Source organism: Pseudomonas sp. UME65, assembly GCF_014170225.1.
Taxonomy (GTDB): domain Bacteria; phylum Pseudomonadota; class Gammaproteobacteria; order Pseudomonadales; family Pseudomonadaceae; genus Aquipseudomonas; species Aquipseudomonas protegens.
Map to the genome: position 1 here is coordinate 619,318 of NZ_LZZQ01000010.1, position 23,400 is coordinate 642,717.

Consider the following 23,400-nt stretch of genomic DNA (forward strand, 5'->3'; position numbering starts at 1 on the left):
CCCATGCGCATTTCCACCTCCCAGTTTTACGAGTCCTCGGCTACCAACTACCAGAAGAACTTTTCCAAAGTGGTCCAGAGCAGCGAAGAGGCCAGCAGCCTGGTTCGCGTCAAGACCGCTGCCGACGATCCGGTAGGTGCCGCGCGCCTGCTGCAACTGGGCCAACAGGCTTCGTTGCTGGACCAGTACAAGACCAACACCAACTCGATCAAGGCCTCCCTGGGCCAGACCGAATCGGTGATGACCAGCATCAACAACGTGCTGGCCCGCGCCAAGGAACTGGCCTCCGGTGCCGGCAACGCCGGTTACACCGACGCCGACCGCCAGGCCAATGCTTCGGAACTGGGGCAGATCGAAGAGCAGTTGCTGAGCCTGATGAACTCCCAGGACGAAAACGGCAAGTACATCTTCGGTGGCTCCAAGGATGATGTTCCACCGTTCAGCCGCAACTCCGATGGCACCTACAGCTACAACGGTGACCAGAGCAGCCTGCAACTGCCGGTCGGCGACACCATGATGATGGCCGCCAACAGCACCGGTTGGGACGTGTTCCAGCAGGCACTGAACACCAGTCGCAGCCAGGTCACCATGACCGCGCCAGCCGTGGATGACGGGCGGATTTCCCTGTCCAACGGCCAGGTGGCCAACAACGGTGCCTACAACAGCCAATTCCGCAGCGGCGAGCCTTACACCGTGTCCTTCGTATCGGGCACCCAGCTGAAGATCGTCGACGGCAGTGGCAACGATGTAACGGCCGAGGCCAGTCAGGGTGGTGTTTTCGGCACTACACCGAACCAGACCGTGAGCTTCCGTGGGGTCGACCTGAGCCTGAACGTCAACCTCAAGTCCGGCGACGACGCCAACGCCGTGCTGCCGGGGCATACCTTCAACCTGGGCTCCAAGCCGGACACCTTCAACGTGGCGCGCTCGCCGGGCAACCCGAGCATGACTCAGGTCTCGAACACCAGCATTACCGATCCGGTGGCCTACAACTCCACCTTCCCCAGTGGTTCGGCGATCCTCAAGTTCACCAGCGCTACCAATTTCGATCTGTACGCTGCGCCACTGACCGCTGATAGCAAGCCGGTGTCCTCGGGCGTGGTCGGGCCGGGCAACGTCGCCACCGCGGCAGGCGTGAGCTTCACCCTGACCGGCGCGCCTTCTCCGGCGGCCAACGATCAGTTCAGTGTGTCGGTCAATACCCACGAGACCCAGAACATACTGGATACCGTGAGCCAGCTGAAAAACGCCTTGAACACGCCGACCGCCGGCAACACCCTGGCGACCCAGAAGCAACTGGCCGACCTCGCCTCGGGGATGGCCAACCTGGCCAGTGGCATCGACCAGTTGTCCATCGGTATCAGTTCGGTGGGTGGTCGTGGTTCGGCCCTGGACACCCAGAGCGAAATCAACGAAAGCCTGGCAGCTGCCAACACCAAGACCCGCTCGGCCATCAGCGACTCCGATCCGGCCGAAGTGATGACTCGCCTGACCCTGCAACAGACCATGCTGCAAGCCTCGCAGCTGGCCTTCAGCAAGATTGCCCAACTGGGTCTGTTCAACAAGGTCTGAGTGCGTGGCGTTCGGGCTGGCGCCCGGACGCCGCGATCTTCGAGCAGCCAGCCGTCTTTTTTAAGCGGTCTTGCAGCCCTGGCATCACTGGCCAGGGCTCGCCGCTCGAGAGTTTCCCGCCGTGAGCCAAGCCCCTTTAGTCAGCATCGTCATTCCCGCCTTCAACCCACGCTTCTTCAGCCAGGCTCTGGAAAGTGCCTTGGCGCAGACCTACCAGCCACTGGAGATCGTTGTTTGCGACGACAGTGCCGGCGATGAACTCCGGCAGATTGTCGAGAGCTTCGTCGAACCGGTGCATCCTGTGCGTTATCTGCGCAACCCGCAGCGCCTTGGATTGCAGAAGAATATCCTGCGCTGCGTCGAGGAGGCTCGTGGTGAGCTGATCAAGGTCCTGTGTGATGACGATCGGCTATTCGCTCCGAGTATCGCCCTGCAGGCTCCGGTGCTGCTCGATAACCCCGATGTCAGTCTGGTGTGTGCGTTGCGGGTGTTCAGTGATGCAGGGAATTTCATCCTGCCGTCGCGAGTCGATAACTGTCGCTTCACCCATGACAATGCGGTGCTCAAGGGCGATGACATGCTGGCGATCTTCGAGAGCACACCGCGCAATTTCCTCGGTAACTTCAGTTCCGCGCTGATGCGTCGTGCCGATGTGCTGGAGCTGCTTCCGGCGTTGATCCAGGAAGGCGCCGGTTTTGTCGCGCTGCTGGATTTTGCCCTGTTCATCTGTCTGATGCGTCGCGGCAATCTGGCGGCGCAGGTGACAGTATTAGGTTGCGAGCGACTTTATTCTGGGCGTCTGAGTAATACGCCGGAAATGCTCAAACTGGCGAAGAATGAGTGGACCTGGTTGGTGCAGATGCTGGCCGCGCGCAGCGGTGAATCGGCGCCGGCGGCGGGGTGGGTGCGTTATGTCGATCTGTCGCGGGCAGCCGAGCAGCCGCGTAACTGGCAAGAGCTTTGCGTGACCCGTGTGCTGGGTAATCGCAGTACGGTGGTCGATGGTCGGGTCGGTGGCGAGAGCATCAGCTACGAGGGCTTCTATCGGGAATGGCTGTCAGTGCGCAAATTCTCGGCGGTGGAACAGCGGCTGATGCCTCAGCGCATCGACAGCTGGCCCCGACGGGTGCAGTTGGTAGTGGTGGTTCTTGATTTCGAAGGCGATAGCGAAGCGCTTGCGCGGACCCTGGACAGCATCGATGCTCAGTTGTACGCCTCTGCGGCGGTGCTGGTGTTGTCGAGGGGCGAAGCCCTAGTGGCAGAGCGAGAGCGAGTCCTGCTCCAGCCGTTGCGCGAGGACTGGGTGCAACAGCTTAATGAATTGATACCGCAGTTGGAGGGAGGGGATTGGTTTTATCTGCTGCAGGCCGGTGACCGCTTGCAGCAGTCGGCGCTACTGATCCTTGCCGAGCGCATTGCCAATACTCCGGCCATGCTGTGTGCCTATAGCGATGAAGGTGCGCTGGTTGAAGGCGAGTCGTCGGAGCCGGTGTTCAAACCCGACTTCAATCTCGACCTGATGCGCTCCTATCCCTATGTCGGCCGCGCCCTGGCTTTTTCTCGCGCGCACTTCATGGTCGAGGGCGGTTTTGATCCGGCCCGTGGTGAGCTGGCGCCCCATGATCTGCTGTGGCGGATGGTGGAGACCGCTGGGCCACAGACTATCGAGCATATTGCCGATATCCAGTTGGAGTCCGAGTTGAGCTTTGCCCAGTGGTTGTCACGGCCCCAGGTGATTGAGGGCAGTGAAGGGCTGGTGGCAGCGCATCTGCAGCGGATTGGCGTGGAGCACCGGATCGTTCATGACGATCTGCCCTTGCTCAATCGTATTGACTATCTGCATGGTAGCCGGCCACTGGTGTCGATTCTCCTGCCGTGCGGCGACTCTCTGGCGACGTTGCAGCGCTGTGTCGAAAGCCTGATCGAGCAGACTGCCTATAGCCACTACGAGATTGTGCTGGTGGATGCCGGCAGCCGCGATCCTGCGATGACGGATTGGTTGGCGGCCATGGCTCAGTTGGGCGGCGCAATGCTACGGGTCCTGCCTTATACCGGTCCGAACAACCATGCCGCGCTGATCAACAGTGCGGCGAGTCAGGCTCGTGGCGACTACCTGTTGCTGCTTGATCCGAGGGCGTTGATCTGTAGTGGCGACTGGCTGGATGAGTTGCTCAATCAGGCTCAGCGTCCTGAGGTGGGGGTTGTTGGTGCGCGTCTGTTGGATGTCGACGGTTGCATTCTCCAGGCCGGTCAGGTGCTGGGGATGGCTGGGCCAGCAAGCTCGCCCTTTGTCGGCGAAGCCATGGGGGCTCGTGGTTACATGCAGCGGTTGCAGGTGGTGCAGAACTGGAGTGCGGTTAGTGGCGATTGCCTGATGGTACGCAAGGAGGTCTTCGATAGCCTGGGCGGTCTGGATGAGCAGGCATTTGCTAACGAGCTCGGAGAAACCGATCTGTGCCTGCGAATCGACCGCGACGGCTATCTGGTGGTCTGGACGCCGTACGCCAGCCTGATTCTGACGCCGGCCTCCGTCGTCAGTGATGACCGTGAACAGCAGCAGGCACATGATGCCGAGCAGGAGCGCTTCTATCGGCAGTGGATGCCCAAGGTTGCGCGCGATCCGGCCTATAACCCGGCTTTAAGCCTGGGTTACTCCAGCTTCAGCCTGGAGCCTTCGTTGCGCAACAACTGGAATCCGTTCTGCAGTCGGGCGTTGCCGTTGATCCTGGGGCTGCCAGTCAACAGTTCTGCAGTGGGGCATTACAGGGTGACGGGGCCGCTGACGGCATTGGAGGAAGCAGGACGGGTGATTGGTCGAGTGGCCTACGAGTCGCCGTCCACGGTAGAGATCGAGCGTCTGTCGCCGGATACCATCATCCTGCAGTGCCGGTATAGCGATGGCGCGGCCAGTGACATTCTGCGGATGAAAAAGTACTCCAGTGCCCTGCGGGTTTTCGAGCTCGATGACTACATCGTCAGTGCGCCGAAGAAAAACACCCATGCCCGTAACAAGCCTGTGAACACCGAGCAGATGCTGCGCGAGGGGATTGGCCTGTGCGATCGCGTAGTGGTGACTACCCAGCCTCTGGCCGATGCGTTGTCGAGTATGCACAGCGATATCCGCGTGGTGCCCAACATGCTGGCGCTCGACCCCTGGGCCAGCTTGACCAGTCGTCGTGGCACCTCCCGCAAGCCACGGGTGGGCTGGGGCGGTGGCACCAGCCATACCGGAGACCTGGAGATCATTGCCGAGGTGGTGCGCGAGCTGGCCAACGAGGTCGAGTGGGTGTTCTTCGGCATGTGTCCCGATGCCTTGCGTCCCTACGTGCATGAGTTTCATTCGGTGACCAGCCTGCAGAATTATCCGTTCAAGCTGGCCAGCCTGAACCTGGATCTGGCGCTGGCGCCCCTGGAGTTCCATATCTTCAACGACTGCAAGAGCAATCTGCGGCTCTTGGAATATGGTGCCTGCGGTTACCCGGTGATCTGCACCGATACCGAGGCCTATCGCGGTTTCTTGCCTTGTACCAAGGTTCGCAGCAACAGCACCGAGGAGTGGTTGCAGGCGATCCGCATGCACCTGTCCGACCCGGTTGCCAGCTACCGCATGGGGGATGAGTTGCGCGAGGCGGTGCATCGCGACTTCATGCTGCGCGACGACAACCTGCGGCATTGGTTGTGGGGGTGGTTGCCGGATTGATCGGATCAGGGCTCGTGATCGCCCCGTCGCGAGCCGGTTTTCCCCATCGTCGCCCTGTCGGGGCGGCTGTATGTATCGTCCTCTGCCGTGCCCCAAGCGCCGCTCGCGTAATTGGCGCACTTCCTGCAAGTCCTCTTCATATCGCCATAAAACCTTCACTGCAACGTGGTGCAAGGTAGCCGTTGGCTGCGAATGAATCTTTGCGTCTGGCGCCAAACCAGGCCTCAAGAGGGCTGATTCAGCCCACGAAGAGCAAGAGGACAGTGATGAAAGCAGTAATTCTGGCGGGTGGGCTGGGTACGCGAATCAGCGAGGAGTCTCACCTCAAGCCCAAGCCCATGATCGAAATCGGTGGCAAGCCAATTCTTTGGCACATCATGAAGCAGTATTCCGCCCACGGGATTCATGACTTCGTGATTTGCCTCGGCTACAAGGGCTACGCGATCAAGGACTTCTTCGCCAACTACTTTCTGCACACCTCGGATGTGACCTTCGACATGCGTAACAACCGCATGGATGTGCATCAGAACTACAGCGAGCCCTGGAGCGTGACGCTGATCGACACCGGGGAGGAAACCATGACCGGTGGGCGCCTGCGCCGCGCCGCGCGCTACCTACAGGATGAGCCGGCGTTTTGCTTCACCTACGGTGATGGCGTGTCTGATTTGAATATCCGCGCGCTCTTGGACTTCCACCAGGCCCACGGCAAGTTGGCGACCGTGACCTCGGTGCAGCCGCCGGGTCGCTACGGTGCCCTGGAGCGAAGCGGCGACCAGGTGCTGGGCTTCACGGAAAAACCCCGGGGCGATGGTGGCTGGATCAACGGCGGCTTTTTTGTCCTGTCGCCCAAGGTGCTGAGTTACATCGACGGTGATCATGTCAGTTGGGAGGCCGATCCTCTGGAGCGCCTGGCCAAGGAAGGGCAACTGCACGCCTTTGAACACGGCGGTTTCTGGCAGCCCATGGACACCTTGCGGGACAAGAATCATCTAGAGCAGCTATGGCAGAGTGGGGAGGCCCCATGGAAGCAATGGGACTGAGCCCGGCGTTCTGGCAGGGCAAGCGCGTCTTGCTCACCGGCCACACCGGCTTCAAGGGCAGTTGGTTGGCCCTGTGGTTGCAGAGCCTGGGAGCCGAAGTCACGGGCTTTGCCCTGGCCCCTTCGACCACGCCGAGCCTGTTCGAGTTGGCCCGGGTGGCTGAGGGCCTCAATGATCAGCGCGGAGACCTGCGAGACCTGGGCGCCTTGCTCGAGCTGATCGCCGAGACCCAGCCGGAAATCGTCCTGCACCTGGCGGCCCAGCCCTTGGTGCGAGAGGGGTATCGCGACCCTTTGGGCACCTATTCCAGCAACGTCATGGGTACCCTCAACCTGCTCGAGGCGATTCGCCAGGCTGGCGCTGTGCGCGCCTGTGTGCTTGTGACCACCGACAAGGTTTACGCCAACCAGGAGTGGCTGTGGCCCTACCGGGAAAACGAAGCCCTGGGCGGTCATGATCCCTACAGCAGTAGCAAGGCCTGCTGCGAGTTACTGGCGCAGTCCTACGCTGCTTCGTTCTTTGCCCCCGAGCGTCATGCCGAGCACGGCCTGGCCTTGGCCACGGCGCGGGCCGGCAATGTCCTGGGTGGCGGCGACTTCGCCCCTGAGCGGTTGATTCCCGATGTGCTTCAGGCCTGGTTGGCGGGGGAGCCGGTGACCTTGCGTTATCCCAAGGCGGTGCGCCCTTGGCAGCATGCCCTGGAACCCCTGGCGGGCTACCTGCAACTGGCCGCAGGCTTGTACGAGCAGGGACCTGCGTTCAACGGTGCGTGGAACTTCGGACCGGGCGAGGCGGACATGTGCAGCGTCGGCGAGGTGGTGGAGTTGCTGGCTCAGCGCTGGCCCGATTCCCCGGGGCTGCGTGTCGAGCCCAGTGATCTGCACGAGGCCGGGCTGCTACGACTGGACAGCAGTCGCGCCCGCCAGCACTTGGCATGGCAGCCGCGCTGGTCGTTGCGACAATGCCTGGAGCACACCTTGGACTGGCACCTGGCCTGGCGCGCAGGGGAAGACATGCGCGCGGTCAGCCTCAACCAATTGAATCTCTACAAGGAACGAGCATGAATGAAGTCAAGCTCCAGGCATTGCGCCTGGAAGGGCTTTATCTGGTCCAGCAAAAGGTCTTCAGTGACGAGCGCGGACGGTTCGCCCGACTGTTTTGCCAGACTCGCCTGACCCTGGAAGGACGCTCCTTCGATATTCGCCAGATCAACCACTCGCGCACTTCGGAGTGCGGCAGTGTGCGAGGCCTGCACTTCCAGCAGGCCGGGTTTGCCGAAGCCAAGCTGATTACCTGCCTGCGGGGAGCGATCTGGGACGTGGCGGTTGACTTGCGTCCCGAGTCGCCGACCTTCCTGCAATGGCATGCCGAAGAGCTGCGTGCCAATGATGGACGCAGCCTGCTGATTCCCCGTGGTTTTGCCCACGGCTTTCAGGCTCTCGAAGATGACAGTGAAGTGCTGTACTTCACCGACGCTGACTACGCCCCGGAGCATGAAGCCGGTCTGTCGGTGAGCGATCCGGCCCTGGCCATTAACTGGCCGCTTCCGGTGCGAAACCTGTCGGCCAAGGACGCTTGCCATCCGCTACTGAACGCACAGTTCCCGGGCGTGCGCCTGTGAGGTTGCCGGCCATGAAGGTGCTGGTCACCGGTGCCACCGGCTTTGTCGGCCAGCACTTGGTGAGCGCCTTGCTGGAGCGGGGGGTTGCGGTGCGCGCAGTAGCCCGCCGGCGTGAGCCCGCCGAGCGCTTGCCCTGGTTCGCGGCGGTGGAGTTTGTCGAAGCCGACGTGCATGCCGCCGACCTCGACGTGACCGTGTTGACCGCCGGGATTGACGCCCTGGCTCACCTGGCCTGGCCCGGGTTGCCGAACTATCAAGCCTTGAGCCACTTTGAGCGCACCCTGCCGGCGGACTACGGTTTTATCAAGCAGGTGGTGCAAAGCGGTGTACAGCAAGTGCTGGTCACCGGTACTTGCTTTGAGTACGGCCTGCAAAACGGTGCGTTGAGCGAAGAAACGGTGCCGCAGCCCGTCACGCCCTACGGGTTGGCCAAAAATACCCTGCGCCTGTTCCTTGAAGCCTTGCAGCGCGAACAGCCGTTCACTCTGCAGTGGGCGCGCCTGTTCTACCTACACGGTGCGGGACAGAACCCCAAGAGCCTCCTGGCCAGCCTGGATCGGGCCATCGACGCCGGTGATGCGGTGTTCGACATGTCGGCAGGCGATCAGTTGCGCGATTACCTAGCCATCGAAGCGGCGGCCCAGTGGCTGGCACGCCTATTGGCCCAGCGCGAGGTGACCGGGGTGATCAACTGTTGCAGCGGCCAGCCGGTTTCCCTGCGGGCCTTGGTGGAACAGCGGGCCCGGCAACGTCACTCGAATATTGCCTTGAACCTAGGGCACTACCCTTACGCCGCCCACGAACCCCTGGCGTTCTGGGGCGTGAACCAGCGTTTGCAGCGCTTGGCAGGAGACGCCCATGAGGCATGAGTTGTATCGCGCCACCGGTTTGCCGGTGTTGCAGAATCGCACTTTCGCCACGGCCGAACAGGCTAGGACTTCAGGCCACGCCGATATCGTGTTGGTGCAGGACGCCGATAGCGGCTTGATCTTCAATCAGGCCTTTGATGCCGACAAGCTCAGCTACGACAGTGACTATCAGAACGAGCAGGCCCACTCGGGCCAGTTCCAGCGGCACTTGCAGGATGTCGAGGGCGTGATCGCCCGGCATTTTAAAAACCGCAAGCTGATTGAAGTGGGCTGCGGCAAGGGATATTTCCTCGAGATGCTGCGCGATCGCGGCTACTCGATCACTGGCATCGACCCCTCCTATGAGGGCGACAACCCGGAGGTGATCAAGGCGCCGTTCACCCGTGAACTGGGACTGGCCGCTGATGCCATCGTGTTGCGCCATGTGCTGGAGCACATCAGCCATCCTGTGGGGTTCCTTGATGAAATTGCCAAGGCCAACCAGGGGGGGCAGATCTACATCGAGGTGCCGTGTTTCGACTGGATACTCGAACACCGTGCCTGGTTCGATGTGTTTTACGAGCACGTGAATTATTTCCGCCTTGAGGATCTGCGCCGGATGTTCGGCACCGTGCATGAGGCTGGGCATCTGTTTGGCGGCCAATACCTGTATGTGGTGGCGGATCTGGGCAGCTTGCAGTCGCGTTTGCAGGCGCCGGTTCAGCCCCTGCAGATGCCAGCCGATTTCACCGCCAGCATCGAATCCGCCAAGCGCATCATCCAGGCCGCTCCACAAACCGGCACCGGCATCTGGGGGGCGTCCTCCAAGGGCGTGATCTATTCGCTGTTCCTGCAACGGGCAGGCGTAGCGGTAGATCAAGTGGTGGATATCAATCCGGCCAAGCAAGGCCGTTACTTGCCACTGAGCGGCATGCGAGTGTCATCACCGCAAGAGGCCATGGAAGCATTGCCCGTGGGCGCCAATCTGTTCGTGATGAACTCCAACTACCTCGAAGAAATCAAGCGCATGACCGATGGCCGTTATGTCTATCACGCCGTCGATAGCGCTTCATTCAGCTAATTTGTCAGTGAGAATCGAACATGACCGAGAAAAACGTCATCCAAGCGTTTGAAGAAGAATGCCAGGCACAGATCAGTGCTCAGGGCCAGGATGAGAAGCTCAAGGGCCTGGCCCGTGATTTTTTCAATGAGTCCGCGGAGCACAAATACAGCTATCACTTCTCCTGGATGGGGCGGCCGATCATTCAGTTGCCCCAGGACATGATGGCGATGCAGGAGATCATCTGGCGGGTCAAGCCGGACCTGGTGATCGAATGTGGTATCGCCCATGGCGGTTCGATCATCTACTACGCCTCGCTGCTGGAATTGCAGGGGCATGGTGAAGTGCTGGGCATCGACTTGGACATCCGCGCCCACAACCGTGAAGCCATCGAGCAGCATCCGATGAGCAAGCGCATTCGCATGATCGAAGGTTCGAGCATCGATCCGGTCATCGCCGAGCAGGTTCGCGCTGCCGCGCAGGGCAAGAAGGTCATTCTGGTCCTGGACTCCAACCACACTCACGATCACGTGCTCGAAGAGCTGCGCCTGTATGCGCCGCTGGTGTCGGTCGACAGCTATTGCGTGGTCATGGATACCGTGGTCGAGGACATGCCGCCGACCTTCTTCCCTGATCGCCCATGGGGGCCAGGGGACAACCCGAAAACCGCGGTCTGGGCCTATCTGAAAGAGAACGCTGACTTCGAGATCGACTACCAGATGCAGAACAAGTTGCTGATCACCGTAGCGCCGGATGGTTACCTGCGTCGGGTTCGCTGAATATCAATGGTTGCAGGTTCCGGGCGCTTGGCCGGTTGTGGGGAAGGGCATATGTGGGTTGAAGACAAAGCAATGAACAGTAGCGCAGCGCCGATGAGCGAACGTTTCACTCTGGTGGTGATGACCCACAATCGCAAGGCGTTCCTGCAACGCACCTTGCAGTACTACAGCACCTATCCCTGCTCGATCCTGGTTCTGGATTCTTCCCAGGAGGCGGACGAGACTCTGGCCGAGCGCTATCCCGAGGTCGACTACCGGCATCTGCCGCAGTTCGGCTACAAGGGCCTGCAGGACAAGCTGACTTACGGTGTCAACCTGGTCAGCACGCCTTACATGGCGTTCGCTGCCGACGACGACTTCCTGATTCATGATGCCCTGAATGCATCGGTGGAGTTTCTTGAGGCCAATCCGGACTACGGTCTGTGCCATGGCTACGGGATGATGTACCTGGCTCGGGCTGCAGAAACCAACTACTACCGTCGAGATTGCCGGGTGATCGAGGATTATGCGTCCGACGATCCCCAGGATCGGGTCATGAGTTTCATGGGGCAGTTCTTGCCTCCGTTCTATGCCGTGACGCGCACCGACCTGCTGCGCCAGTGGTATAACCGGCTGCCGCCCGAAGTGAGTTTCGAGTGGCAGGAAATCGGCCACTGTTTCTATCTCCTGGCTTGTGCCAAGGCTCGGATCCTGCCGATTCCCTATGCCGTGCGCGAGGTCAATTATGGCGCTTCCGAGCACAATACCAACGTCTTGACGGTGCTGACGTTCAAGGACGCCAGGTCGGTGCAGCAGCGTGAAGACTTTGCCGCGTTTCTTGCTACGCTGCCCAGCGGTTTCAGTGGCCGGGATCAGCAGCAGGTGAAGCAGATTGCCCTGGACAGTTTTGCGGCCATGGCCGAGTGCCTGCTTGCTGGACGCTCCCTCAGGGGTACGATGATTTTCCGTTCGGCCTGGGTCGAGGTGGGCGGTGAGCCGGTACGTTCCTTCGGCCCCGAGCAGTTTGTCGAAATGCCGTTCTACAACAAGCCGATGTTCGATCTTTTGACCCAGTTCGAGTTCCTCATGCACGCCATGCCGGCGGGAAGGGTCCAGCTCAAAGAGCTCGAAGGCGTGCTGTTGCGTCAGGAAGAACTGATGCGGGTGCATTCCAACGACACTGTGCAGACCGTGCGCAGTCGTCTGTGGGAAGCCCTGACCTTGAACCTGTTCAACCGCGAGGTGGTCAAGCGCCTGGCCGAGTCGATGCGGGAGAGCGACGAGCCGGAGGAGGCCAGCAAGCTACAAGTCTGGGCCGAGCGGCTTGATTCGGTGCCTGGGCCGGACAGTCGTGCGCTGTTCAATGGCACTGAATCGGGACGTCTGCTCAGTTGGCTGGAGGCGCGTTCGCCGGAGCCGGCGCAGTTGAATGCCATCAATGCTCACCTGGCACGCCACGGCGGCGGTCCTCAAGTGCAGATCCTGCTGCTCGATCTCGACGCCGACATGGTCAAGCTGCAAGCCAGTCTTGACAGCCTGGTGGCTAGCCATTTCAAGGCTTTCAAGCTGGTGGTGCTGACCACCGGCGACTTGCCGGCCACCACCAGCGCTCAGGACACCTTGCACTTCGTCAAGGTCACTGAGAGCAACTATGTAGAGCGGATCAATCAGGCCCTGGCTCAGTCCCGTGCCGACTGGGTACTGCTGGCCGAGGCCGGTGACCAGTTCACTGCCAGCGGCCTGCTGCGGGCCAGCCTCGAGCTGCTGGGCGCCGAAGGTATTCGTGCGGTTGCGATGGATGAAGTACAGCGCCGTAGTGATTTCACCCTGAGCCCGGTGTTCCGCCCGGGGTTCAACCTTGACCAATTGCAAAGCGCGCCGGGATTGATGGCTCGGCACTGGCTGCTGCAGCGCGAAGCTCTGATGCAGATCGGCGGTTTTTCCAGCGATCTCAAGCAGGCATTGGAGTTCGATGTGCTGCTGCGATTGATCCAGGAGGGTGGCCTTGCTGGTCTGGCCCATCTGGCCGAGCCGCTGTTGATCTGCCGTGTTCCGGCAGATGAGGCCAGCACCGAGGAGCGGCAGGTGCTGACCCGCCACCTGGCGGCACGGGGCTATCGCGCCCAGGTCAGTTCGGCGCAGCCGGGCACTTACCAGATCGATTATCAACATGCCGAACGGCCTCTGGTTTCCATCATCCTGGCGAGCCAGGATAACTTCGCCGAGTTGCAACGTTGCCTGGTCAGCGTACTGCAGCGCACCCGCTACCAGCGCTACGAAGTTCTGATCGCCGAAAACCATAGCCAGAACGCCGAGCTCGACAGCTGGCTGGCTAGCCTGGAGCGCCAGGGTGATCGTATTCGTGTGCTGCGCAGCGAACAGCGCTTGAGTGTCTCGGCCCTGCACAACGCCGCGTGTCGTGAGGCCAAGGGCGAGTACCTGGTGCTGCTATCGTCGGATGCCGAGGTGGTCAACGCCAACTGGATCGAGAGCTTGCTCAATCAGGCCCAGCGCCCCGAGGTCGGGGTGGTTGGTGCACGATTGGTCAATGAGCGCGGCATGACCACCCAGGCGGGCCTGATCCTCGGCCTCAATGGTCATCTGGGCGCCGCCTTCGCTGGAGAGGCCAAGGATGCTCCGGGCTACATGAACAGCCTCTGGGTGGAGAAGAACTACTCGGCGGTATCCGGCGTCTGCCTGATGATCGCCAAGGCGTTGTTCGAGGCCGTAGGTGGTTTGGACGAGGAGCATTTCGACCAGGCCTTCGCCGATGTCGACTTGTGCCTGAAGGTGGCCGATGCCGGTTATCTCACCGTCCTGACTCCGCAAGCGCAGGTCATGCATCCCGGCACCCTGGCGCAAGATCCACAGGCCTTGGCAGCCCTGAAAGACAAATGGGCGGCGCGCTTTGCGCAGGATACGGCCTACAACCAGAACCTGGCGTTGACTGGCAAGGGCTTTGCGCTGGGGGCCGCGAGCGCGGTGAACTGGAACCAGTTGCTGGGATAAGGAATCAGTGATGTTCAACGGCAAATCCATTTTCATTTCCGGTGGCACCGGCTCTTTCGGGCGCAACTTCATTCGACGCCTGCTGGAGCAGTATCAGCCCAAGCGGGTCGTGGTGTTCTCTCGCGATGAGCTCAAGCAGTACGAGATGCAGCAGACCTTCAATGCGCCCTGCATGCGTTACTTCCTCGGCGATGTTCGCGATGCCGAGCGCTTGCGCCAGGCGATGCGGGGTATCGACTATGTGGTGCATGCCGCGGCGCTGAAACAGGTGCCGGCGGCCGAATACAACCCCACGGAGTGCATTCGCACCAACGTCAATGGCGCTGAAAACATCATTGCTGCGGCCATCGACAACGGGGTACAGAAGGTCGTTGCCTTGTCCACTGACAAGGCTGCGAGCCCGATCAACCTGTATGGCGCCACCAAGCTGCTGTCGGACAAGCTGTTCGTGGCGGCGAACAACATCGCGGGTGAGCAGGCCACTCGATTTGCCGTGGTGCGCTATGGCAACGTTGCAGGTTCCCGAGGCTCAGTGGTGCCGTTCTTCAGCCAGCTGATTGCCAAGGGTGCAACGGAGCTGCCCATTACCGATGAGCGCATGACCCGCTTCTGGATCACCCTGGACCACGGGGTGCAATTTGTTCTGGACAGCTTCGCGCGGATGCACGGCGGGGAGATTTTCGTGCCGAAGATTCCGTCGATCCGCATCGTCGATCTGGCCTTGGGGATGGCCGCGCACTTGCCACACAAGCAGGTGGGGATTCGTCCGGGAGAGAAGCTCCATGAGTTGATGGTGCCTCTGGATGATGCGCGCATGACCCTGGAGTTCGACGATCACTACACGATCCAGCCCTCCATCCGCTTTACCAGCGTCAACGTTGATTTTGCCGTGGACGGCAAGGGCGAGCGGGGCGTTTCTGTGGCCGAGGATTTCGAGTATCGCTCCGATACCAATCCGGAGTTTCTGTCGGTCGGGCAGATAGCCGAACTGCACACCGGGATCGCGCCATGATTCCCTATGGTCGCCAAAGCCTTGACCAGGAGGATATCGATGCCGTGCTGGGGGTCTTGCACTCCGACTGGTTGACCCAGGGGCCAGCAATCGAGTCTTTCGAGCAGGCAATGGCGACCGTCTGCAAGGCAGCCTATGGCGTAGCGGTGTGCAACGCCACTGCCGCCTTGCATATTGCTTGCCTGGCGGCGGGCCTTGGGCCGGGCGATAGGTTATGGACCACTCCTAACACGTTCCTCGCGTCGGCCAACTGTGGTCGTTACTGTGGTGCGGATGTGGACTTTGTCGATATTGATCCGCGGACCTGGAACCTCGACGCCGAGGCATTGGCCCTCAAGCTGCAAGCGGCCGAGGCCAGCGGGGCATTACCCAAGGTGGTGATCGCGGTGGCGTTCTCGGGGCAGAGCTGTGATATGCGACGCCTGGCGGAACTGGCCGAGCGTTATGCCTTCACCTTGATCGAGGATGCCTCCCACGCGGTGGGCGCCAGCTATGCGGGGCGTCCGGTTGGCTGTGGAGAGTTCGCTGCGATGACGGTGTTCAGCTTTCATCCGGTGAAGATCATCACCAGTGCCGAAGGTGGAATGGTCATGACCAATAGCCCGGAGCTGGCGGATCATCTGCGTCGTCTGCGTAGCCATGGCATGACCCGCGACCCGGCGCAGATGGTGGGCCAGAGCCATGGCCCATGGTATTACCAGCAGGTCGAACTGGGCTTCAACTACCGCATGACCGATCTTCAGGCGGCGCTCGGGCGTTCGCAGTTGAATAAGCTACCGGGCTTTTTACAACGCCGGCGTTATCTTGCAGAGCGTTATCAGCATCTGTTGCAGAGCCTGCCGTTGAGCCTGCCCCAGGCTCAACCTGATGCTCACTCGGCCTGGCACCTGTATGTCGTGCGCTTGCAACTCCAGCACATCAAGCACTCGCACCGTGAGGTCTTCGAGGGGCTGCGCAAGGCTGGGATCGGAGTCAACCTGCATTACATCCCAGTGCACCTGCAACCCTACTACCGGGATCTGGGTTTTGCTGAGGGTGATTTCCCCGAGGCGGAGCGTTATTACGCCCAGGCCGTCAGCTTGCCGATGTATCCCGGGCTGACGGATGACCAGCAGGACTACGTTGTACAGCAATTGCGACATTGGATTCAGGAGCTGTAGCGCCATGAGCTCGATCGCGATTATCCCCGCCCGAGGTGGAAGCAAGCGAATTGCGAGGAAGAACCTCAAGCCCTTCGATGGCGTGCCGATGCTCGCCCGTTCTATCGATAAGGCGCTGGGTTCGGGGTTGTTCCAGCGCGTGGTGGTCAGCACCGACGATCCCGAGATCGCCGAGCTGGCCATTGCCTGTGGCGCAGAGGTGCCTTTTGTCCGACCGCAGGCTCTGGCGGATGACTTCACCGGCACTGCGGCGGTGATCGTGCATGCCTTGCAAGCGTTGCGGGAGCTGGGGCAGCAATTCGAATATGCCTGTTGCATCTATGCCACCGCCCCCCTGTTGCAACTGCGTTTTTTGCGCCAGGGGCTGGCGTTGCTGGAGCAGCATCAGGACAGGTCGTTTGCCTTTTCGGTGTGCAGTTTTGGTTTTCCGGTGCAACGGGCGCTGACGCTCGACGAGCAGGGCGCTCTGGGCGCGCTGTATCCGGAGTTCAGTCAGGCCCGCTCCCAGGATCTGCCCGTGGCCTATCAGGATGCGGCGCAGTTCTACTGGGGTAGAAGCCAGGCCTGGCTGGAGGGGGAGGCGTTGTTCTCGTCTCGCAGCTTGCCGGTGATCCTGCCGCGTCACCTGGTGCAGGATATCGACACTGAAGAGGATTGGCGGCGGGCGCAATACCTGTACGCCGCGCTCAAGGCCGCAGGAGAGCTGGAGTGAGGGTGCTGATCCGGGCTGACGCCTCGCCGGCGATCGGCAGCGGCCACGTGGCCCGCTGCCTGACCCTGGCTCAGGTGTTGCGCCAGCAGGGGGCCGAAGTTGCATTCGCCTGCCGTCGCCTGCCCGGCAATCGCTTGGCGGCCTTGCAAGCTGAAGGTTTTCCGACCTTTGCACTGCCTGAGTTCTATACCGATGAGAACCCTCGGTTGGGTATCGAAGCGCCCTTGCCCTGGCAGGCCGATATCGCGGCACTGCAGGAAGCCCTGGTAGATCAGCCGGCCTTCGACTGGGTGCTGGTGGATCACTACGGCCTTGATCATCAGTGGCAAAGCGCCGCTCGCCGATGGGCGCCGCGGATCGCCGCGATCGATGATCTGGCCAACCGCCGGCATGCCGCAGATCTGTTGCTGGACCAGAACTTCAGTGGTTCGGCCGAGGCGTATGCCGGGTTGTACGGCACACAGTGCCGGACCTTGTTCGGGCCGCACTTTGCCTTGCTGCGTGAGGAGTTCCGGCGCCCTCCGATCCTGATTCGGCCGCAGGCCCAGCGGCTGCTGGTGAACTTTGGAGGTTTTGATGCTGCCGGCCAGACCCACAAGGCCATGCTGGCGCTGGCGGACCTGCATGAACTGCAGGTGGATTTTGTTGCTGGCAGTGGCAACCCGGATTGGCAGGCCATGCAGGTGCTGGCAGCAGACCGGCCGAACTGGCACTTGCACAGTTATGTGAACGACTTCGCCGGGTTGCTGGCCGAAGCAGACCTGTGCCTGGGGGCCGGGGGCGGTACCAGTTGGGAACGTGCAGTGCTGGGCGTGCCTACGTTGTGCATCACCGTGGCCGACAATCAGCAGGCCAACGCCCGGCTGTTGGCTGAAACGGGTGCCCACTTGTACCTGGGGCCTTGTGAGCAGGTGGAAGTCGAACAACTGCGCGATGCCGTGAAGCTCATGCTGGGCAACCCTGGGCTGCGTCATAGCCTGGCTGCTCGTGCCCGGAAACTGGTCGATGGCCTGGGCTCGCAGCGGGTGGCCGCGGCGCTGTTCGCGGCGGCAGTTCGTCTGCGACCGGCGACCCTTGACGATGCCCGGCTGCTATTTGACGGGCGCAATAGTGATCTGGTCAGGCGCTGGTCGCAGCAGCCCGAGGCCATCGACTGGTGGAACCATGTGCAGTGGCTGGAGGCCTGTCTGAGCGACCCACAGTGTTTGCTGCTGATCGCCGAGTTGCCAGATGGCCCTCTGGGAATGCTGCGTTATGACCGGGAGGGAGGGCAGGCCGAGGTGTCGATCTACCTGTTTGCCGGACGCTTCGGCCTAGGCTGGGGGCAGGTTCTACTGGAGCAGGGGGAGGCCTGCCTGCTGCACCATTGGCCCGATGTGCAGCGCCTGCGGGCACAGGTCCTGTCGAATAACCAAGTGTCGCTGAGTTTGTTTCGCCGGGCTGGCTATGGCCAAGGCGCCTGCGAATTCACCCGTATGTTGAAGGAACATCTGGATGACTAGTTTCAAGATTGGCTCGCGCTTCGTGGGCGCCGGCCATGGGCCGTTGATCATTGCGGAGATGAGCGGCAACCATAACCAGTCGCTGGATGTGGCCTTGCAGATTGTCGAGGCAGCGGCCAGGGCCGGTGCCCATGCACTGAAGTTGCAGACCTATACCGCCGACACCATGACGCTGGACCTCGCTCAGGGCGAGTTCTTCATCAAGGACCCGGACAGCCTCTGGGCCGGATCATCGCTCTACCAGCTGTACCAACAGGCCCACACACCCTGGGAATGGCATCAGCCGATCTTTGCCCGGGCCAAGGCCCTGGGCATGCTGGCCTTCTCCACGCCATTCGATGAGAGCGCCGTGGATTTCCTGGAAAGCCTCGACGTTCCGGCCTACAAGATCGCCAGTTTTGAAAACACCGACCTGCCGTTGATTCGCCGGGTGGCCGCTACCGGCAAGCCGCTGATCATCTCCACTGGCATGGCCAGCATTGCCGAGCTGGACGAAAGTGTCCGGGCTGCACGACAGGCGGGTTGCCGCGATCTGGTGCTGCTCAAGTGCACCAGCACCTATCCTGCATCACCGACCAACAGCAATCTGCTGACCATTCCTCATCTGCGGGAGTTGTTCGGCTGTGAGGTGGGCTTGTCCGATCACAGCATGGGTGTCGGTGTGTCCGTGGCGGCGGTGGCGCTAGGTGCCACAGTGATCGAGAAACATTTCACCCTGGATCGAGCTGCCGGTGGGGTCGACGCCAGCTTCTCCCTGGAGCCTGCAGAGATGGCCAGCCTGGTGCTGGAAACCGAGCGGGCCTGGCAGGCCATGGGTCAGGTCAGCTATGGCGCCACCCAGGCCGAGAGCAAATCACTGGTTTACCGCCGGTCGCTGTATGTCACCCAAGACATGCAGGTCGGAGAGCTGTTCAGCGCCGACAACGTGCGGGCCATCCGTCCCGGGCTGGGGCTCGCTCCCAAGCACTATGACGCCCTGCTTGGCCGTCGCGCGCGCCAGGCCCTCAAGCGCGGCACCGCGCTGGACTGGGCATTCGTCGAGTAGCCCTTTGTATGGCAGTTTCGGCAAAATAGCGTGACCTGTGAGTCATAACGTGCATCTTCACTGTATTGTATCGCCCGGGAAGATGGCGCCAGCCCTGTGTGACAGGTCCAGTGATAGCCCTTGGTTCTTCCCGATACCGCCGTGTTTCGGCGCAAGTATCTGTGTTTTTTCGGCAGCCCCTGCTCGGTCATCGCGCGGGGGTATTGAGCTGTTTATTATTGGGAAGCCGTAATGATTGGCATAAAAAGCATTGCGAGCTACGTGCCTGTAGCCGGCGTGGACAATTACGCACAAGGTGCAAAATTCGCCAAGGATGAAGAGTTCATCCTGGGCAAGATCGGTTCGGCCTTCCTGCCGCGCAAAGACGCCGGGCAAGAAACCTCCGATCTGTGTGTCGAAGCAGTCAATGCATTGTTTGCCGCTAACCCGGAACTCAAGCGCGAAGCCATCGATGTGTTGATCGTGGTTACCCAGAACGGTGACGAAGAAGGTTTGCCTCACACCGCGGCGATCGTACAGGACAAACTGGGCCTGCCCACCACCGTCGCGGCCTTTGATATTTCCCTGGGTTGTTCCGGGTACGTCTACGGCATCTATGCCATCAAGGGGTTCATGGAAGCTGCTGGCCTGAAGAATGGCCTGCTGGTCACCGCTGACCCTTACTCGAAGATTGTCGATCCCGAAGATCGCAATACCACCATGCTGTTCGGTGACGCCGCCACGGCCACCTGGCTGGGCGAGGACGCCACCTGGCAGCTGGGCAAGGCCAAGTTCGGTACCGATGGTTCGGGGGCTCCGCACCTGAAGGTCACCGATGGTGTGTTCTTTATGAACGGCCGCCAGGTGTTCAACTTCGCTCTGCTGAAAGTGCCGGCACACCTGCACGAGTTGCTGGATGAGTCGGGGCTGAAGTCTGACGATATCGATGCCTTCTGCATTCACCAGGGCAGCGCGGCGATCGTCGATGCGGTGGCCCGGCGTTTCGAAGGCAACCCCGACAAGTTCATCAAGGACATGGTGGAGACCGGCAATACCGTGTCCTCCAGCATTCCGCTACTGCTGGAAAAGCACATGTTCGATTCCAGTTGGAAGCGCGTTGCCCTCAGTGGCTTCGGCGTTGGTCTGTCCTGGGGATCGGCCATCATCTACCGCTCCTGAGTTTCAGCTCGCAGCGGCACAGATAGCGCTCAAGGTGTAATCTTGAGCGCTATTTTTTGGCACGAGTGATAAGCGAGGCGGCATGAGCGACAGCTTTGAACACAACGCCCGGGTGATTGGCGAGCGCTGGCCGGCGCTGCTGGCACGGGTGCAGGCTGAGGATGCTGCTGTGCTGCAGGCGGATTTGGTGGAAGGCCTTGGCTCGACCCTGAGCATTGGCGGGGTCCAGCTGACCAGTCGCCATGATCGCAGTCGCGAGGCTCAGGTCCAGGCCGCCAGCCTGCCTGAGGCGGCGGTATTGCATCTTTACGGCTGTGGCTTGGGTGACCTGCAAATGGCGTTGCTGCAGCGGCCGGGGCTGGAGCGTCTGTATGTGCACATTCTCAATGGCGCACTGTTCAAGCTGGTGCTGCAACTGCTGGAACAGCAGGCCTGGCTGGCTGATCCGCGGGTCGAGTTGTTGTATGCCGGCGACCTGCCGGAGATTGCATTGCCGTTTTTCGCCCTGCCGGCCGAGCTGGTGCTGGCCGATGACTACAACGCGAAGATCCGCGATCGGTTGATCAGCGAGACTCATCTTTCCTTCAATAATCGTTTGTTTGCCGCAGATACAGCGGATATCGCCGAGCGCCTGGCTGCCATTGAGCCTTGGGTTGGGATGGATCGCGATATTGCCGAGCTGTTTGATCGCCATCCCGGGAGCGAAGTCTTTGTTATCGCTACGGGGCCGAGCCTGGAGCATCACTATGCGGCATTGCGCGCCGTGTCCGGCCAGGCGCAGCGGCCGCTGCTGATCTGTGTCGATACGGCATACCAGCCGCTGCTCAAAGAGGGCATCCGGGTGGACCTGGTGGTGAGTGTCGACCAGCGAATTTCCACCCGGCACCTGCCTGCTCAAGGCAGTGACTGCACCGCTCTGGTGTATATGCCGCTGGCGGACCCGCAGGTACTCGAGGGCTGGCTCGGGCCGCGGTATGTGGCGTATTCCGCCAGCCCGGTGTTCCAGGCATTGCGCCAGCGCATCCCCCGGGCACAGCTGCATGCCGGTGGCAGCGTGATTCATCCGGCCGTGGATCTGGCGGTGAAGATGGGAGGGCGACGGATCACCCTGTTTGGTGCGGACTTCGCGTTCCCCATGAACCGTACCCATGCCGGTTGGCATGACGGCGATCTTGGCCCGCAACTCGGCGCGGCCCGACACTGGGTGCTGGATGGGCATGGGCAGCGAGTCAAGACCCAGCTTAATTTCCGCAGCTACCTGTGCGAACTGGAGCGCTATATCAGCAGTCAGCCTGAGGTGGCGTTTTTCAATACCAGTCGTGATGGCGCGATGATCCTCGGTACCACCTTTCACCCGGATTTTGCTCAATGAATCAGCTAGAGCCTGTGTTTTCCCGAGCCAGAGAAGTCGCCGATCTGTTTCGTCTGGGGCGTGATGTCGAGGCGGTGGGTGTCATGGTTGAGCTGTTCGATCCCATCCAATCGTTGGTGGACGGAGCTGCACCGCCTGTCCAGCAGGACTGGGCGCAATTGCTGACCCTGATGCTGGCATGCCAGGAAGGGCAAAACTGGTTGGGGTTGGCCGACTATCTGGAGTACGAACTGCTGGACTGGTTGCAGGCCGAGTTTGGCGGATGAGTGGTGCGACAGGCTGGACGAGTGTTTTGGGTGGGGATTTTCTGGCGTCAGTTTTTCGTTTGGTGTCGGCTTAACCCCTTGTTTTCCAAGGGATGGCCGGGTGATGGCAAATATTTTTGAAAAAGCCCTAAAGCAACTTGCATTACCGACGATAACTATTACGAAGGTTCTCTAGGCCATTACCCGGCGGTTGCCAGGGCCGGAAGCCGCAGTACCCAACCAACGAGGAATTCGTCATGGCTTTAACAGTAAACACTAACGTCACGTCGTTGAACGTTCAGAAAAACCTGAACCGCGCTTCCGACGCTCTGTCGACTTCGATGACTCGCCTGTCTTCCGGCCTGAAGATCAACAGCGCAAAAGACGACGCCGCCGGCCTGCAGATCGCTACCCGCATGACTTCGCAGATCCGTGGTCAGACCATGGCGATCAAAAACGCCAACGACGGTATCTCCATCGCCCAGACCGCTGAAGGCGCGATGCAAGAATCCACCAACATCCTGCAGCGTATGCGTGAACTGGCTGTTCAGTCGCGAAACGACTCCAACGGTACTCAAGACCGTGTTGCTCTGAACAAAGAATTCGGTCAGATGTCGGACGAGTTGACTCGTATCGCCAAGTCGACCAACCTGAACGGCAAGAACCTGATCGACGGTACTGCTGGTACCATGACCTTCCAGGTTGGTTCCAACACTGGTGCTACCAACCAGATCACCATCACTCTGGCCAGCGGCTTCGACGCTGCAACCCTGAGCGTGGATTCCGCGACCATCGCCATCACCGGTACTGACAGCACCACTGCTGAAGCCAGCACCAAAGCCGCTATGGACGCTATCGACAAGGCGCTGCAGACCATCAACTCCAGCCGTGCCGACCTCGGTGCTGCCCAGAACCGTCTGACCAGCACCATCTCCAACCTGCAGAACATCAACGAAAACGCCAGTGCTGCACTGGGTCGCGTACAAGATACCGACTTCGCTGCTGAAACTGCCCAGCTGACCAAGCAGCAGACTCTGCAACAAGCTTCGACCGCAGTTCTGGCCCAGGCCAACCAACTGCCATCCGCTGTACTGAAGCTGCTTCAGTAATAGCTGGCTAAGCTTTGGCGGGGGAGTGCGCTGGTCGTGCTCTCTCGCTTTTTTACTTTAAGAGGTGATGGACATGGATATGAGCGTGAAGCTGAACTTGTCTTATCCAGCGGCCAAGCCGGTGACGCCTGTCGCTGACAAGCCCGTGGAGAAGCCTCGAGAGGTCGTTCCTGCAGTTGCCAAAACCGCAGCTCAGGACAGTAAGAAAGAAGCTCGGACCGAGCAGGAAAAGTTGAAAATGGCCGTTCAGGAAATTGAAAAGTTCGTCCAGTCGGTCAAGCGCAATCTAGAATTCTCGATCGACGAGCCTTCCGGAAAGGTCGTGGTCAAAGTCATTGCCAGTGATTCGGGTGAAGTGGTTCGCCAGATCCCCAATGAAGAAGTGCTGAAACTGGCCAATAGCTTGAATGATGCGAGTAGTCTGTTGTTCAGTGCCAAGGCCTGACAGCTGGCATGAAAATTGTTGCTGGTTACGTT

Annotated in this window: 19 protein-coding genes; all 19 read left to right on the forward strand. The window is 60.6% G+C overall.

Going from position 1 to position 23,400, the window contains the following annotated elements; genetic code table 11:
• Positions 1 to 3: 3 nt before the first annotated feature.
• A complete protein-coding gene (locus A9971_RS10620; protein ID WP_183000569.1) occupies positions 4 to 1,572 on the forward strand; it encodes a flagellar hook-associated protein 3 in 1,569 nt (522 codons plus the stop codon).
• A 121-nt stretch (positions 1,573 to 1,693) separates the two neighbouring features.
• Positions 1,694 to 5,272, forward strand: a complete 3,579-nt coding sequence (locus A9971_RS10625) for a glycosyltransferase (RefSeq protein WP_183000570.1) — start codon at positions 1,694 to 1,696, stop codon at positions 5,270 to 5,272.
• A 266-nt stretch (positions 5,273 to 5,538) separates the two neighbouring features.
• Positions 5,539 to 6,312, forward strand: coding sequence for a glucose-1-phosphate cytidylyltransferase (gene rfbF, locus A9971_RS10630; protein ID WP_183000571.1), 774 nt, complete (start codon positions 5,539 to 5,541; stop codon positions 6,310 to 6,312).
• On the forward strand, positions 6,294 to 7,376 hold the full coding sequence (gene rfbG / locus A9971_RS10635; RefSeq protein ID WP_183000572.1) for a CDP-glucose 4,6-dehydratase: 1,083 nt from the start codon (positions 6,294 to 6,296) through the stop codon (positions 7,374 to 7,376). Before rfbF ends, rfbG begins: the two co-directional genes overlap by 19 nt.
• Complete coding sequence (rfbC, locus tag A9971_RS10640) at positions 7,373 to 7,933, forward strand: dTDP-4-dehydrorhamnose 3,5-epimerase (protein ID WP_047336042.1); 561 nt, start codon at positions 7,373 to 7,375, stop codon at positions 7,931 to 7,933. Before rfbG ends, rfbC begins: the two co-directional genes overlap by 4 nt.
• Before the next feature lie 11 nt (positions 7,934 to 7,944).
• Positions 7,945 to 8,802: an NAD(P)-dependent oxidoreductase gene (locus tag A9971_RS10645; protein ID WP_183000573.1), complete on the forward strand. Its 858-nt coding sequence runs from the start codon at positions 7,945 to 7,947 to the stop codon at positions 8,800 to 8,802.
• Positions 8,792 to 9,862: a class I SAM-dependent methyltransferase gene (locus A9971_RS10650; protein ID WP_047336043.1), complete on the forward strand. Its 1,071-nt coding sequence runs from the start codon at positions 8,792 to 8,794 to the stop codon at positions 9,860 to 9,862. The genes A9971_RS10645 and A9971_RS10650 overlap by 11 nt, the downstream gene beginning before the upstream one ends.
• Before the next feature lie 20 nt (positions 9,863 to 9,882).
• The gene (locus A9971_RS10655; RefSeq protein ID WP_047284504.1) at positions 9,883 to 10,620 is read left to right on the forward strand and encodes a cephalosporin hydroxylase family protein; all 738 of its coding nucleotides are present in this window, start codon (positions 9,883 to 9,885) and stop codon (positions 10,618 to 10,620) included.
• 51 nt (positions 10,621 to 10,671) lie between these two features.
• Positions 10,672 to 13,608: a TIGR00180 family glycosyltransferase gene (locus tag A9971_RS10660; RefSeq protein WP_183000574.1), complete on the forward strand. Its 2,937-nt coding sequence runs from the start codon at positions 10,672 to 10,674 to the stop codon at positions 13,606 to 13,608.
• 10 nt (positions 13,609 to 13,618) lie between these two features.
• A complete protein-coding gene (pseB, locus tag A9971_RS10665; RefSeq protein WP_183000575.1) occupies positions 13,619 to 14,620 on the forward strand; it encodes a UDP-N-acetylglucosamine 4,6-dehydratase (inverting) in 1,002 nt (333 codons plus the stop codon).
• Positions 14,617 to 15,780 carry a UDP-4-amino-4,6-dideoxy-N-acetyl-beta-L-altrosamine transaminase gene (gene pseC, locus A9971_RS10670; RefSeq protein ID WP_183000576.1) on the forward strand — a complete coding sequence of 388 codons (1,164 nt, stop codon included), beginning with the start codon at positions 14,617 to 14,619 and terminating at the stop codon, positions 15,778 to 15,780. Before pseB ends, pseC begins: the two co-directional genes overlap by 4 nt.
• A 4-nt stretch (positions 15,781 to 15,784) precedes the next feature.
• Positions 15,785 to 16,492 carry a pseudaminic acid cytidylyltransferase gene (gene pseF / locus A9971_RS10675; protein ID WP_015634623.1) on the forward strand — a complete coding sequence of 236 codons (708 nt, stop codon included), beginning with the start codon at positions 15,785 to 15,787 and terminating at the stop codon, positions 16,490 to 16,492.
• Positions 16,489 to 17,994 (forward strand): UDP-2,4-diacetamido-2,4,6-trideoxy-beta-L-altropyranose hydrolase, encoded by a 1,506-nt coding sequence (pseG, locus tag A9971_RS10680; protein WP_183000577.1) that lies wholly within the window; start codon positions 16,489 to 16,491, stop codon positions 17,992 to 17,994. The genes pseF and pseG overlap by 4 nt, the downstream gene beginning before the upstream one ends.
• Complete coding sequence (gene pseI / locus A9971_RS10685; protein WP_183000578.1) at positions 17,987 to 19,039, forward strand: pseudaminic acid synthase; 1,053 nt, start codon at positions 17,987 to 17,989, stop codon at positions 19,037 to 19,039. Before pseG ends, pseI begins: the two co-directional genes overlap by 8 nt.
• Positions 19,040 to 19,270: 231 nt before the next feature.
• Positions 19,271 to 20,197 (forward strand): ketoacyl-ACP synthase III, encoded by a 927-nt coding sequence (locus A9971_RS10690; RefSeq protein ID WP_011059962.1) that lies wholly within the window; start codon positions 19,271 to 19,273, stop codon positions 20,195 to 20,197.
• Positions 20,198 to 20,279: 82 nt separating this feature from the next.
• Positions 20,280 to 21,569, forward strand: a complete 1,290-nt coding sequence (locus tag A9971_RS10695; protein WP_011059963.1) for a motility associated factor glycosyltransferase family protein — start codon at positions 20,280 to 20,282, stop codon at positions 21,567 to 21,569.
• Positions 21,566 to 21,835, forward strand: a complete 270-nt coding sequence (locus A9971_RS10700) for a hypothetical protein (protein WP_183000579.1) — start codon at positions 21,566 to 21,568, stop codon at positions 21,833 to 21,835. The genes A9971_RS10695 and A9971_RS10700 overlap by 4 nt, the downstream gene beginning before the upstream one ends.
• 236 nt (positions 21,836 to 22,071) lie before the next feature.
• Positions 22,072 to 22,923 (forward strand): flagellin domain-containing protein, encoded by an 852-nt coding sequence (locus tag A9971_RS10705; RefSeq protein ID WP_183000580.1) that lies wholly within the window; start codon positions 22,072 to 22,074, stop codon positions 22,921 to 22,923.
• Between the two features lie 73 nt (positions 22,924 to 22,996).
• Complete coding sequence (locus A9971_RS10710) at positions 22,997 to 23,368, forward strand: flagellar protein FlaG (RefSeq protein WP_015634628.1); 372 nt, start codon at positions 22,997 to 22,999, stop codon at positions 23,366 to 23,368.
• Positions 23,369 to 23,400: the final 32 nt, after the last annotated feature.